The organism is Pseudomonas sp. WC2401 (assembly GCF_041200115.1).
GTDB lineage: Bacteria > Pseudomonadota > Gammaproteobacteria > Pseudomonadales > Pseudomonadaceae > Aquipseudomonas > Aquipseudomonas fragi.
The window spans coordinates 2,858,623-2,872,323 of record NZ_CP165623.1; the positions used below are offsets into that span (position 1 = coordinate 2,858,623).

The following is a 13,701-nucleotide window of genomic DNA, read 5'->3' on the forward strand; positions in this document are numbered from 1 at the left end:
GGTTGCCTGGGCAATTATTTGGGGTAGAGCGGCGGCAGGCTGCTGGGTTCGCTGGCGGCGTCTTGCTCACGCTCGGTGGCAGGAATGCTGCGAATGGCTTTCCACAGTTCCTCGCCTTGCCAGTACTGGCCGGTTTCGCTGTAGAGCGCGCCATTGAGGCCGTCGAGGGCATCGGACAGCGGCACAAAGCGCGCCGCCATGTCGGCCAGGGTTTCCGGCTGTTGCCGCGCCCAGGCGTCCAGGGCCTGGCGGGTGGCCTGGGGGTCGTTGGCCAGGCTGGCGCGCTTGAGGTCGTCGAGCAAGCTGCGCGGGCTTGGCCCGGTTTGCGCGGCACGCGAGATCGCCGGTTGCCAGCGCGCACGCCACCACAGGGCCAGGCTCGCCAGGGTGGTACAGGCGAGCAGCAGGGTGCTGAGCTGCCAGAGCCACAGCGATGACGCTTCGTTGAATGCCGTCGGCGTACCGCTGGCGGGGGTGTCCACGGCCTGGTTGGGGTTGGCCGCTGCCAGCAGGGTACGGGCCGGCAGGTAGGTGTGCTCCAGATGGTCTTCGTGGGTGTTCCACCACACCACTTCGACGGCGGGCAGTTCGATTTGCCCGACCCGGGTCGGCACCAGGGCTTCACGCTCCTCGCGGCTGCCGATCAGGCCATTTTCGGTGACCTGGTTGCTCAATTGCGGCAAGTCGGGGTAGCGCCGCAGGCCGTTGACGTCGGTGGCGGGCAGGGGCGGCAACTGGGCGCTGGACAGGCCTTCGGCCTTGAGGGTCAGGGTGCGGGTCAGGGACTCCCCGACCATGGTGTGGTCAGGCTCGGGGTTCCAGGTTTCGCTCAGGCTCAGGCTGCGCGCCGGCAACCAGGGGGCATTGGCCGGCCAGGTGTCGGGTTTGGGCAAGACGCTCAACGGTATCTCGGCGGACGTCACATGCACCATCTTGCCCGGTTTTGGCCCAAGGGGGGCCGGGGCGCTGGCTTGCTGGCTGTCAACCTGGGTGGCGCTGAAGGTTTGCGCCGGGATGATCAGCTCGCCGCTGCGCTGCGGGTAAATGCCGTAGCGGCGCTCGATCACACCGTGGCGCACACCATTGATCAACTTTTCATAGGTGCGCGACTCGCCCAGTTGCTCGACGATGGCGTCGTCCAGGTGCAGGGTGGTCAGGCTGCTGTCGTCGTACAGCGCCACGGAGTGGTAGATGCGCAGGGTCAGCAAGGCCTGGGCCTGCACATAAACACTGGGCTGGTCGAGGCTGGCTTCGATAAATACCGGGGCCAGTGCGTTGTCGCTGGCCACGCTCTGGGTCACGGTGAGGGTGATCGGCTGGCTGTGGTAGTCGCCGACTTGCAGCGACGGGATGATCACCGTGCCGGTCTGTTTGGGTTGCAGGGTGATCATCCAGCGCGTGGTGCCCTTGTTGTCGTCGCTGAGGCTGTTGAGCTGGTTGACCTGGCGGGTGCCGCGCACTTCAAACAGGCCGTCCAGCGGCGCCAGGTCGGGTTTGCCGAACTGGGTGACGTCGTCGGATTCCAGGGTCAGTTCAACGGTTTCCCCGGAGTTGAGCTGGTCGCGGTCAACGCTGGCGACCAGGCCCAGGGCGTGCGCCGGCAAGGTCCAGCAACACAGCAAAAGAAGCAAAACACAGAGGCGGTTCATTTGGGCGTGTCCTGATGGAGCTGCTGTTCGTACCAGAATTTGCGCCGCAACAATTCGCCGGGGTTGTCGGGGATCTGTCTGAGCCATTGTTCAAGGGCCTGGCGTTGTTCTTCTGCGGTCTGGTTGGCGGTGGGTACAGGTGCCCGCGTGGTCTGCTCGTCGCCAGGTTCGCCATCGGCGTGCGGGACGGGTTCGGGGTCGAGCTGCTCGTCGGGCACAGGCTCGGTGGCGGGGTTGCTGGCCGAGCTGTGCTCTTCATTATTGTGCGTGGTGCTGCTGGCGGAGCTCTGGGCGCTGGAGCTGAGCGGGGTTTCAGACTCGGCAGGCGCAGGTGGCTCGGCGGGCTGCTCGCTTTGGGCTGCGGCGCGTTGCTGCTCCAGCAGTTTTTCAACCAGGGCTTTGTTTTGCGCGGCGGCCTCAAGCTCCGGTTGCAGCTCCAGTGCTTGCTCCCAGGCGTCGATGGCCGCCTCCAGTTCGCCATTCATGGCCAGGGCATTGCCGCGATTATAGTGGGCGCTGGCGCTGTTGACCTCGGCAAAACGCTGGGCTGCGCCGGCATAGTCGCCCGCGCGGTACAGGGCCACACCTTGCCAGAGCGGGTCGCTGAAGTGCTCCACGGCCAGCAGCGGCTTGTTTTGCTGCAGCAGGCGCAGGCCCTGTTGGTCGGGGCGCAGCCACAGGTCGGTAAAGCTCATGGCCTGGGCTGGCTGCGGTTGCAGGATAAACACCAGGGGCAGGCAGAACAGCCAGCCACGGCGGCCTGCGCAGGCCACCAGCAGCAGAAGCGGCAGCAACAGCCAGTAACCCTGGTCGGCCCAGCTGTCCAGTTGCAGGGGCTGGCCGTCATCGCGCAGGTGGCGCGGGCCGTCGAGCAAGCCCAGGCCACGCAGGTCGTTGTCATCCAGGCGCGCCTGGCGATAGCGGCCGCCCACATCCAGGGCAAAGGCGCGCAGGCTCGGGCTGTCAAGGCGCGGCAGGAGAATGGCACCCTGATCGTCCTTGAGGAACTGCCCGCTTTCATCGACCACCGGCGCGCCCTCGCGGCTGCCAATGCCCAGGATCAGCAATTGCGGGGCGTGGCCCTGCAAGGCCTGGCGGATGCCGCTGCGTTCCTGTTCGCTGAGCGATGAGGTGATCAGCAGCAGGCGGCCCTGGCCCAGTGCGCCCTGGTCCAGCAGCGTCAGGGCCTTGTCGATGGCCAGGTCGGCGCGATGCCCCGGCTGCGGCATGATCGACGGCTTGAGGGCTTCGAGCAGGTTGCGGCTGGTGCCCATGTCATCAGACAGCGGCACCAGGGTGTGGGCACTGCCGGCGTAGACGATCACCGCGGTTTGCGCGTCGCTGCGATTTTGCAGCAAGTCGTAGAGCTTGCGCCGTGCCTGCTCCAGGCGGTTGGGCGAGCTGTCGGTGGCGAGCATTTCGGGGGTCAGTTCGAGCATCACCACCAGCGGGTCTTCGGGCTTTTGCGTGGCCTGCTCAACACGTTGCCAGCTGGGGCCGAGCAATGCCAGCAGGGCCAGCAGCCAGCCAAGCCCGAGGGCGATCCACGGCAATTTGCTGCTGCGGCCAGTGCCGCCGCTGAGCAACACCCGATGAAAGGCCACGGGCAGGATTTTTTGCCAGCGGCCAGCACGTTTTTCCCGGTGCCAGCGTTGCCACAGCAGCCAGCCGAGCAGGGGCAGGGCCAGCAGCCATTCGGGGCGCAACCAGTGCGGCCAGAGCATGCTCATCGGCGCCTGCGCAGACGCAGGCGCTTGAGTCGCGCCCGCCAGTCAGGGTGTTGTTGCAGAAAATGCTCCTTGCTCAGCCAGCGTTGCACGCGGTTGTTGGGCCACAGCTCGCGGATCACCAGCAGCACGCTGAGCAACAGCGCCGCAGCCAGCGGCCAGCTGTAGAGTGCCTGTGCCGGGCGCGCCTGGGTTGGTTGCTGGGCCACGGGTTCCAGTTGGTCGAGGGTGTCCTTGATGGCCGCCAGTTCGCCGCCGTTGCGGGCGCGGAAGTAGCGGCCACCGGTGACCTTGGCGATCTCTTCGAGTGCCGGCTCGTCAAGGTCGACCCCGGGGTTGATGGTGAACATGCCCTTGCTGCTGCTTTCCTCAGGGTCGGCGCCGATACCGATCGGGTAGATCTTGACCCCCTCTTCAGCGGCCAGGCGGGCGGCGGTCAGCGGGTCGATCTGCCCGCCGTTGTTGGCGCCATCGGTAATCAGGATCAGCACCCGGCTCTGCGCCGGACGCTGGCGCAGGCGCTTGAGGGCCAGGCCAATAGCGTCGCCAATGGCGGTGTTCTTGCCGGCGATGCCGATACGCGCTTCGTCGAGCCAGGTGTGTACGGTGTGGCGGTCGAAGGTCAGGGGGGCCTGCAGATAGGCCTGGCTGCCGAACAGGATCAGGCCGACGCGGTCGCCTTCGCGGTTTTCCAGAAACTCGCCGAGCAGGTTCTTCACCAGGTCCAGGCGGGTGACATCTTCGCCCTGCCATTGCATGTCGGGGTAGTCCATCGACCCCGACACATCCACCGCCACCAGCAAGTCACGGCCACTGGCGGCAATCGGCAGCGGCTCGCCCAGCCATTGCGGGCGGGCGGCGGCGCTCAACAACAGCAGCCAGAGCAGCACAAAGGGGATTTGCTGGCGCCAGGAAGGCAGGGTGGTGCGGGCCTTGCGCCGGGCCAGCTGTTCGAGGTCACTGAGAAAACTGACCTGCAGCGCCGCCTCACCGCTGTCGGCAGGCGGCAGCACCAGGCGCATCAGCCAGGGCAGGGGCAGCAGGGCGAAGAGCCACGGCCAGGCAAATTCAAACATGCTTGCGAATCCAGGTTTCAACCGCCTGATTGAGCCCGGCGATGGCCTTGTCGTCGAGCTTGCACTCGGGCTTGTAGGCGCCTTCGACCAGTACCATCCAGCGGGTCAGGCCGGCAGCCGGGCAGCGGTTGTCGAGGAACGCCAGCCACTTGCGGCCATTGAGGGTGTGGCTCTGGCTGTAGGGGTAGTGGTTGCGGCACAGGCGCTTGAGCAGGCCGTTGAGTTGCTGCAGCCAGGCGCCGGCGGGCGCGCCGTCGTAGGGCTTGGGAAAACGCGCCAGTTCTTCCAGGGCGGCCAGGCGCACCGGGTCCAGCGGTTGTTCGGCACGAGCCGGCTGGCGCTTGGCGGGCAGGTAGCGGCGCAGCCACCACAGGCCCCAGCCCAGCGCAGGCAGCACGATCAGCAGCAGCCACCAGCCCGGCGCTGGCGGCCACAGGCCGACCGCGGGCGGGGTGATCAGCGGTTGCAGTTGTTCGAGTTCTTTCATGAGGCTTTGCCAGGGCGTTTGGCGTTGAGGTATTCGCGCAGCTGTTCGACCATTTCGCTTTGCGTGCTCAGCGGCATGAGCAACACCCGTAATTTTTGCGCCAACAGTTCCCAGCGTGCAATACGGGCCTCGGCCTGGGCCCGGTAGGCCTGGCGCAGATCATAGTTGAGGGTGTCCAGCTCCAGCTGCGCACCGCGCTCGGCAAAGCGCAGCAGCCCGGCGGCGGGCAAGGCATGGTCGAGGGGGTCGGACAACGGCAGCAACATCAGGTCGCAATGGCGCGACAGCAGGCTCAGTTGCTGTTCGGCGGCGTCCGTGAGGGCGCGCTCATCGCAGATCACGATCACCAGGCTGCCGGGGCGCAACACTTCGCGGGCGCGGATCAGGGCCATGCCCAGGGCGTCGCGGTCCGATTGCACCTCGGTGTGCAGGGACTGGTTGACCCGCACCAGGCGGTTGAGCAGTTGCAGCAGGCTTTGTTTGCTGCGCCGAGGCTTGATTTCATAGTGTTCATGGTCGCCAAACACCAACCCGCCGACACGGTCGTTATGGCCCAGCGCGGCCCAGCCGATCAGGCTGGCGGCCTGGGCGGCGAGCACCGACTTGAACATCAGCCCCGAACCGAAAAACAGCCGGCGGCTTTGTTCGGCGAGGATAAAGATCGGCCGCTCGCGCTCCTCATGGAACATCTTGGTATGAGGTTCCTGGGTGCGGGCGGTGACGCGCCAGTCGATGGTGCGCACATCGTCGCCGGCCTGATAGACCCGTACCTGGTCGAAGTCGACCCCGCGCCCGCGCAGCTTGGAGTGATGCAGGCCCACCAGCGGGCTGCGCTGGCTGGGCGAAGAAAACAGCTGCACCTCGCGCACCCGGTGACGCATCTCGATGAGTTGCGCCAGGGTGATGCGGATACCGGGCTCGGCGGGCAGGGGGGTGTTCATCGGTCAGGCAACGGCAACGACGTCGAGGATGCGCTGCACCACGCGGTCCTGGTCGATACCGGCGGCTTCGGCTTCGAACGACAGGATGATGCGGTGGCGCAGCACGTCAAACAACACGGCCTGGATGTCTTCGGGGCTGACAAAGTCACGCCCGGCCAGCCAGGCATGGGCGCGTGCGCAGCGGTCCAGGGCAATCGAGCCACGCGGGCTGGCGCCGTAGGCGATCCATTCGGCCATTTCCGGGTCGAACTTGCCCGGAGTGCGGGTGGCCATCACCAGTTGCACCAGGTACTCCTCCACCGCATCGGCCATGTACAGGCCAAGGATCTCCTTGCGTGCGGCGAAGATGGCCTGCTGGCTGACCCGGCGCTCGGGCTTGGTTTCGCCATTGAGGGCCTCGCCACGGGCCTGCTGCAGGATGCGGCGCTCGACGGCGGCGTCCGGGAAGCCGATTTTTACATGCATCAGAAAGCGGTCGAGCTGGGCCTCGGGCAGTGGGTAGGTGCCTTCCTGCTCGATGGGGTTTTGCGTGGCCATCACCAAAAACAGCGGCGACAGCTCGTAGGTGCTGCGCCCGACGCTGACCTGGCGTTCGGCCATGGCTTCGAGCAGCGCCGATTGCACCTTGGCCGGGGCACGGTTGATTTCATCCGCCAGCACCAGGTTATGAAAGATCGGCCCTTGTTGAAACACGAAACTGCCGGTTTCCGGGCGATAGATCTCGGTGCCGGTGATGTCGGCGGGCAGCAGGTCGGGGGTGAACTGGATTCGATGGAACTGCGCTTCAATGCCTTCCGCCAGTTCCTTGATGGCCTTGGTCTTGGCCAGCCCGGGGGCGCCTTCGACCAGCATGTGACCGTCGGCAAGCAACGCGATCAGCAGGCGGTCGATCAACTTTTCCTGACCGAGGATCTGGGTTGAAAGAAAGGTTCGCAGCGCTAGCAGCGCTTCACGATGTTCCATCGAATACTGTTCCTGAAAAGGACACCGGCGGCGCAAGAATTACGTCGGGGCTGGGGGCGTTACTTTAATCCATTGGAGGCCTTGCGGACTAATAGCGGTGGGGCTTTTTACGGAAAAAACTGAAATGAGCCGTGTTGTTGAGAATGGTGCTCATCTGCATGGGGTATGGCGGATAAAAAGGAGGGGATGTTGCGTAGCAGCTGCCGAAGGAACGAGGCTGCGTCCGGCGGCGAAGCCGTCGTAAGACCAGGCACAGCGGTGTGTCAGTTAAACCTGGTTCTCAGGATTTACGACGGCTTCGCCGCCGGACGCAGCCTCGTTCCTACGGCAGCTGCTACGGTTTAGAGCGGTTGCAATTACAGGCCGTAGAACGTCCGGGCGTTCTGCCATAAAGCTTTGTGCGCACCTTCCTCCCCCAATGCCTCAACCAGCAGGTTGATATCACTGTCCTCAAATGCCCGTGGCGCGCGAGTCGAGGGCAGGTCGGTGCCAAACATCAGCACATCGGGGTTGATGCCGTGGATCTGTTGCAGCACGGGCGCTACGGCGAAATCAACCCGGCCAAAGCCGCAGGCCTTGATCCGTACACCGTGCTCCGCCAGGCGCAGCAGGCTGGGCAGGCCGTCCTGGCTCAGGCCCAGATGATCGATGCTCAGCGCAGGCAGGCGCCGCAACCGCTGCTCAAGCCCCGCCAGCTCTCGCGAGTCGATATACAGCTCTGCATGCCAGCCCACTTGCTCATGCACGCGCATGGCCAATGATTCGAGCTGGTCAAGCTGCCCGGAACCGCCGCGTTTGAGATTGAAACGCAGGGCCCGCACGCCGTGGCCATGCAGGCTTGCCAGTTCGGCATCGGTGACACTGGCGGGCAACTGGGTCACGCCCACAAACTCCGGCCCCAGGCGTTTGAGTGCCGCGATCAGGTAGCTTTGGTCATAGCCCTGGAAAGAGCCCGATACCACCGCGCCGCCAACGACCCCCAAGGGTGTGACCCGGGTCAGGTAATCATCGGCACTGAAAAACTCGGGCACATAGCCGTTGTTGGCAATCAACGGGTAAGCACTGTCGATGATATGGCAGTGGGCATCGAAGATCGGGGGCATGGGTGCATACCTTTGCATGGGGGCAGGCGCGGGCTTGTTACAGTTCGCTGACGTAGGTGCCGGTGCCCTTGAGGATATTCTGCAGGGTCAGTTCAACTTCAGCCAGGTCTGCGGCGGCGGTGCTGTGCAGGATTTCCAGGTGGTCATCGCCCTTGAGCACATCCGTATCGCCCGCGCCGATTTCAATCAGCAGGCGGGTAGGGCTCAGGGTCACCTTGATGCCGTCCAGGGTCGAAGGCTCGTCTTCCAGGGTGATTTCCAGCTCGTCCTCGTCCGGGTAGCGGGTCATCAGGAACATCTCGCCCGTATTGGTGTGGCAACACAGCATCGCCATATTGTCTTCTTCGTCGTCGCACGGGTTGGCGAGCAGGTGGTCGGTGGTCATTTGCATAGTTAATTCCTGGCGCTCTGGGCGCGAATGGGTCGATCAGGGAGCAATTTTGCCAGCCTGAGCCGATTTGTGCAGGTTTGAATGGAACACCAGGGCAAATGGTCAGTCATTTCCGATACTGACTACGGAAACTAAGGTGCTTTTATGAAGTTTTTTCGCTTGCCACTGCTAGGGTTGTTCTATGACAACCCGGGCGGTTGCGTCCCGATGACCGAATATGTCGCCGCACCGTAAGCAGGCCGTACAGCGCAATCGTTAAGCTGCGCGGTGATTGTTATCCGTAAAGGCACAGCCTGTTTATCCGGCAGTCGTTTTTGCAGATCACCATCCCGGACGTGAATGTGACCCGTGGGTCACGGCCAGCTTCACCTCCCTGTCATGCTGTGCGTTGAAGGTGAACTGCCAGGTCAGGCCTCGCACAGTGTCGACAGCTCCAACATGCGACGCTTCTCTCAATAACAAGCCCAAGCGGAGTACCACAGATGGCGTTCTTCACCGCAGCCAGCAAAGCCGACTTCCAGCACCAACTGCAAGCGGCACTGGCGCAGCACATCAGTGAACAGGCACTGCCACAAGTGGCGCTGTTCGCCGAGCAATTCTTCGGCATCATTTCTCTGGATGAACTCACCCAACGGCGCATGTCCGACCTTGCCGGCTGCACGCTGTCGGCCTGGCGCCTGCTGGAGCGCTTCGACCCGGCCCAGCCGCAAGTACGGGTGTTCAACCCCGACTACGAGCGCCACGGCTGGCAGTCCACCCACACAGCAGTGGAAGTGCTGCACCACGACCTGCCGTTTCTGGTGGACTCGGTGCGTACCGAGCTGAACCGTCGCGGCTACAGCATCCACACCCTGCAAACCACGGTGTTGAGCGTTCGTCGCGGCAGCAAGGGCGAGCTGCTGGAAATCCTGCCCAAGGGCACCACGGGCGAAGGCGTCTCGCAAGAGTCGCTGATGTACCTGGAAATCGATCGCTGCGCCCATGCCGCCGAATTGAATGTGCTGAGCAAGGAACTGGAACAGGTTCTGGGTGAAGTGCGCATTGCAGTGGCTGACTTTGAGCCGATGAAGGCCAAGGTGCAGGAGCTGCTGGCCAGTGTCGACAACTGCCAGTACGCCGTGGATGCGGATGAGAAAGCCGAAGTCAAAAGCTTCCTGGAATGGCTGGTGGGCAACCACTTCACGTTCCTGGGCTATGAAGAATTTGTGGTACGCGACGATGCCGATGGCGGGCATATCGAATATGACGCCGACTCGTTCCTCGGCCTTACCAAGCTGCTGCGCGCCGGCCTGACCGGCGAAGACCTGCGCATCGAGGATTACGCCGTCAGCTACCTGCGCGAGCCGACCCTGCTGTCGTTCGCCAAGGCCGCACACCCGAGCCGCGTGCATCGCCCGGCTTACCCGGACTATGTGTCGATCCGCCAGATCGACGCCAGCGGCAAGGTCATCAAGGAATGCCGCTTCATGGGCCTGTACACCTCTTCGGTGTATGGCGAAAGCGTGCGGGTGATCCCGTACATCCGCCGCAAGGTCGCGGAGATCGAGCGTCGTTCGGGCTTCCAGGCCAAGGCGCACCTGGGCAAGGAACTGGCCCAGGTGGTGGAAGTGCTGCCCCGTGACGACCTGTTCCAGACCCCGGTGGACGAGCTGTTCAGCACTGTGATGTCGATCGTGCAGATCCAGGAGCGCAACAAGATTCGCGTGTTCCTGCGCAAAGACCCGTATGGCCGCTTCTGCTACTGCCTGGCCTATGTGCCGCGTGATATCTACTCCACCGAAGTGCGGCAGAAAATCCAGCAGGTGCTGATGGAGCGCCTGCAGGCGTCGGATTGCGAATTCTGGACTTTCTTCTCGGAATCGGTGCTGGCCCGTGTGCAGCTGATTCTGCGGGTTGATCCAAAAAACCGCATCGATATCGATCCGCTGCTGCTGGAAAAAGAAGTCATCCAGGCTTGCCGCAGCTGGCAGGACGACTACGCCAGCCTGGTGGTCGAGAGCTTCGGTGAGGCCAATGGCACCAAGGTGCTGGCCGACTTCCCGAAAGGCTTCCCGGCAGGTTATCGCGAGCGTTTTGCTGCGCACTCGGCCGTGGTCGACATGCAGCACCTGATGAACCTGAGCGACAAGAACCCGCTGGTGATGAGCTTCTACCAGCCGCTGGGGCAAAGCGCTGGCCAGGAACTGCATTGCAAGCTGTACCATGCCGACACGCCGCTGGCGCTGTCCGACGTGCTGCCGATCCTGGAAAACCTCGGCCTGCGCGTGCTGGGTGAGTTCCCGTACCGCCTGCGGCATGCCAATGGTCGTGAGTTCTGGATCCATGATTTCGCCTTTACCGCCGGTGAAGGCTTGAACCTTGATATCCAGCAACTCAACGACACGCTGCAGGATGCGTTTGTGCATATTGTGCGCGGCGATGCCGAGAACGATGCGTTCAACCGCCTGGTATTGACCGCCGGCCTGCCGTGGCGCGACGTGGCCTTGCTGCGTGCCTACGCCCGTTATCTGAAGCAGATCCGCCTGGGCTTTGACCTGGGTTATATCGCCAGTACCCTGAACAACCACACCGATATCGCCCGCGAATTGACCCGGCTGTTCAAGACCCGCTTCTACCTGGCGCGCAAGCTGACGGCCGAAGTCCTGGAAGACAAGCAAGTGCGTCTGGAGCAGGCGATCCTGACGGCCCTGGACGATGTTCAGGTGCTCAACGAAGACCGTATCCTGCGTCGCTACCTGGACCTGATCAAGGCCACCCTGCGCACCAACTTCTACCAGCCGGATGCCAGCGGTCACAACCGTTCGTACTTCAGCTTCAAGTTCAATCCGCACCTGATCCCCGAGCTGCCAAAGCCGGTGCCGAAGTTTGAAATCTTCGTCTACTCGCCACGGGTTGAAGGCGTGCACTTGCGCTTCGGTAACGTGGCGCGGGGCGGTTTGCGCTGGTCGGACCGTGAAGAAGACTTCCGTACCGAAGTGCTGGGCCTGGTAAAAGCCCAGCAAGTGAAGAACTCGGTCATTGTGCCGGTGGGCGCCAAGGGCGGCTTCGTGCCGCGTCGCCTGCCATTGGGCGGCGGCCGTGACGAGATCCAGGCCGAGGCGATTGCCTGCTACCGGATCTTTATTTCCGGCCTGCTGGACATTACCGACAACCTGAAAGACGGCGCACTGGTGCCGCCGTTGAACGTGGTCCGTCACGATGACGATGACCCGTACCTGGTGGTGGCCGCCGACAAGGGCACCGCGACCTTCTCCGATATCGCCAACGGTATTGCCATCGATTACGGCTTCTGGCTGGGCGATGCGTTCGCTTCGGGCGGCTCGGCCGGTTATGACCATAAAAAGATGGGCATTACTGCCAAGGGCGCCTGGGTGGGCGTGCAGCGCCACTTCAAGGAGCGCGGGATCAACGTCCAGCAGGACAGCATCAGTGTGGTCGGCGTGGGCGATATGGCCGGCGACGTGTTCGGCAACGGTTTGCTGATGTCCGACAAGCTGCAACTGGTTGCGGCCTTCAACCACCTGCATATCTTTATCGACCCGAACCCGGAGCCGGCCAACAGCTTCGCCGAGCGTCAGCGCCTGTTCGACCTGCCGCGTTCGGCCTGGTCGGATTACGACACCAGCATCATGTCGGCGGGCGGCGGGATCTTCTCGCGCAGCGCGAAAAGCATCGCCATCTCCCCGGAGATGAAAGAGCGCTTCGCCATCAGCGCTGACAAGCTGACCCCGACCGAATTGCTCAATGCCTTGCTCAAGGCGCCGGTGGACCTGCTTTGGAACGGTGGTATCGGTACTTATGTCAAAGCCAGCAGCGAAAGCCATGCTGACGTTGGCGACAAGGCCAACGATGCGTTGCGCGTCAATGGCAACGAATTGCGCTGCAAGGTGGTGGGCGAGGGCGGCAACCTGGGCATGACCCAGTTGGGCCGTGTCGAGTTCAACCTCAACGGCGGCGGTTCCAACACCGACTTTATCGACAACGCTGGCGGCGTCGACTGCTCTGACCACGAAGTGAATATCAAGATCCTGCTCAATGAAGTGGTGCAGGCCGGCGATATGACCGAGAAGCAGCGCAACCAGCTGCTGGGCAGCATGACCGACGAGGTTGGCGGTCTGGTGCTGGGCAACAACTACAAGCAGACCCAGGCGATTTCGCTGGCAGCACGCAAGGCTTACGAGCGGATTGCCGAATACAAGCGCCTGATGAACGATCTGGAAGCCCGTGGCAAGCTGGACCGTGCCATCGAGTTCCTGCCGTCTGAAGAGCAGCTTAACGAGCGCGTAGCGGCGGGCCACGGCCTGACCCGTGCCGAGTTGTCGGTGCTGATCTCGTACAGCAAGATCGACCTCAAGGAAGCACTGCTCAACTCCCAGGTACCGGATGACGACTACCTGACCCGCGACATGGAAACCGCGTTCCCGCCGATGCTGGTCAGCAAGTTTGCCGAAGCCATGCGTCGCCATCGTCTCAAGCGTGAAATCGTCAGCACCCAGATCGCCAACGATCTGGTCAACCACATGGGTATCACTTTTGTCGAACGCCTGAAAGAGTCGACCGGCATGAGTGCTGCCAACGTGGCCGGTGCCTATGTGATTGTGCGGGACATTTTCCATCTCCCGCACTGGTTCCGCCAAATCGAAGCGCTGGACTACCAGGTGCCGGCTGAAATCCAGCTGGCGCTGATGGATGAACTGATGCGCCTGGGCCGTCGCGCTACGCGCTGGTTCCTGCGCAGCCGTCGCAACGAACTGGACGCGGCGCGGGATGTGGCGCACTTCGGCCCGCATCTGGCGGCGCTGGGCCTCAAGCTCGACGAACTGCTGGAAGGCCCGACCCGCGAAGGCTGGCAAACCCGTTATCAGGCTTACGTCGAAGCGGGCGTGCCTGAATTGCTGGCGCGCATGGTGGCGGGTACGACGCACCTGTACACCCTGTTGCCGATTATCGAAGCTTCGGATGTGACCGGGCAGAACGCTGCAGATGTGGCCAAGACTTACTTTGCCGTGGGCAGCGCGCTGGACCTGACCTGGTACTTGCAGCAGATCAGCAACCTGCCGGTGGAGAACAACTGGCAGGCGCTGGCGCGTGAAGCGTTCCGTGACGACATCGACTGGCAGCAGCGGGCAATTACCATTTCGGTGCTGCAGATGACCGATGCCGGTGAAAGTATCGAGGCGCGTCTTGCCTTGTGGCTTGAGCAAAACAGTTCGATGGTTGAGCGCTGGCGCGCGATGCTGGTGGATTTGCGGGCTGCCACGGGCAATGACTACGCCATGTACGCGGTAGCCAACCGCGAGCTGCTGGACCTGGCGTTGAGCGGTCAATCAGGGCTCTGACAGCCTGAGTTGCAAAACAAAGCCC

General features: G+C 63.1%; 9 protein-coding genes. 1 reads left to right on the forward strand and 8 read right to left on the reverse strand.

Translation table 11 applies throughout. The features are described from left to right. Positions 1-14: 14 nt before the first annotated feature. The 8 genes from AB3G35_RS13090 to AB3G35_RS13125 form a co-directional block, all read right to left on the reverse strand. A complete protein-coding gene (locus AB3G35_RS13090) occupies positions 15-1,649 on the reverse strand; it encodes a BatD family protein (protein ID WP_169868136.1) in 1,635 nt (544 codons plus the stop codon). Beyond that, positions 1,646-3,379, reverse strand: a complete 1,734-nt coding sequence (locus AB3G35_RS13095) for a VWA domain-containing protein (protein ID WP_369781580.1) — start codon at positions 3,377-3,379, stop codon at positions 1,646-1,648. The genes AB3G35_RS13090 and AB3G35_RS13095 overlap by 4 nt, the downstream gene beginning before the upstream one ends. After that, positions 3,376-4,452 carry a VWA domain-containing protein gene (locus AB3G35_RS13100; RefSeq protein WP_088377171.1) on the reverse strand — a complete coding sequence of 359 codons (1,077 nt, stop codon included), beginning with the start codon at positions 4,450-4,452 and terminating at the stop codon, positions 3,376-3,378. The genes AB3G35_RS13095 and AB3G35_RS13100 overlap by 4 nt, the downstream gene beginning before the upstream one ends. Further along, positions 4,445-4,939 carry a DUF4381 domain-containing protein gene (locus AB3G35_RS13105; RefSeq protein ID WP_016780592.1) on the reverse strand — a complete coding sequence of 165 codons (495 nt, stop codon included), beginning with the start codon at positions 4,937-4,939 and terminating at the stop codon, positions 4,445-4,447. The genes AB3G35_RS13100 and AB3G35_RS13105 overlap by 8 nt, the downstream gene beginning before the upstream one ends. Next, positions 4,936-5,880, reverse strand: a complete 945-nt coding sequence (locus AB3G35_RS13110) for a DUF58 domain-containing protein (RefSeq protein WP_016780593.1) — start codon at positions 5,878-5,880, stop codon at positions 4,936-4,938. Before AB3G35_RS13110 ends, AB3G35_RS13105 begins: the two co-directional genes overlap by 4 nt. Positions 5,881-5,883: 3 nt before the next feature. Then, positions 5,884-6,843 (reverse strand): MoxR family ATPase, encoded by a 960-nt coding sequence (locus tag AB3G35_RS13115; RefSeq protein ID WP_016780594.1) that lies wholly within the window; start codon positions 6,841-6,843, stop codon positions 5,884-5,886. 356 nt (positions 6,844-7,199) lie between these two features. Then, on the reverse strand, positions 7,200-7,946 hold the full coding sequence (locus AB3G35_RS13120) for an amidohydrolase family protein (RefSeq protein ID WP_095041084.1): 747 nt from the start codon (positions 7,944-7,946) through the stop codon (positions 7,200-7,202). 37 nt (positions 7,947-7,983) lie between these two features. After that, complete coding sequence (locus tag AB3G35_RS13125) at positions 7,984-8,337, reverse strand: hypothetical protein (RefSeq protein ID WP_016780596.1); 354 nt, start codon at positions 8,335-8,337, stop codon at positions 7,984-7,986. A 482-nt stretch (positions 8,338-8,819) separates the two neighbouring features. On the opposite strand from AB3G35_RS13125, the gene AB3G35_RS13130 reads away from it, so the two are divergent. After that, positions 8,820-13,676: an NAD-glutamate dehydrogenase gene (locus tag AB3G35_RS13130; protein ID WP_369781581.1), complete on the forward strand. Its 4,857-nt coding sequence runs from the start codon at positions 8,820-8,822 to the stop codon at positions 13,674-13,676. Positions 13,677-13,701: the final 25 nt, after the last annotated feature.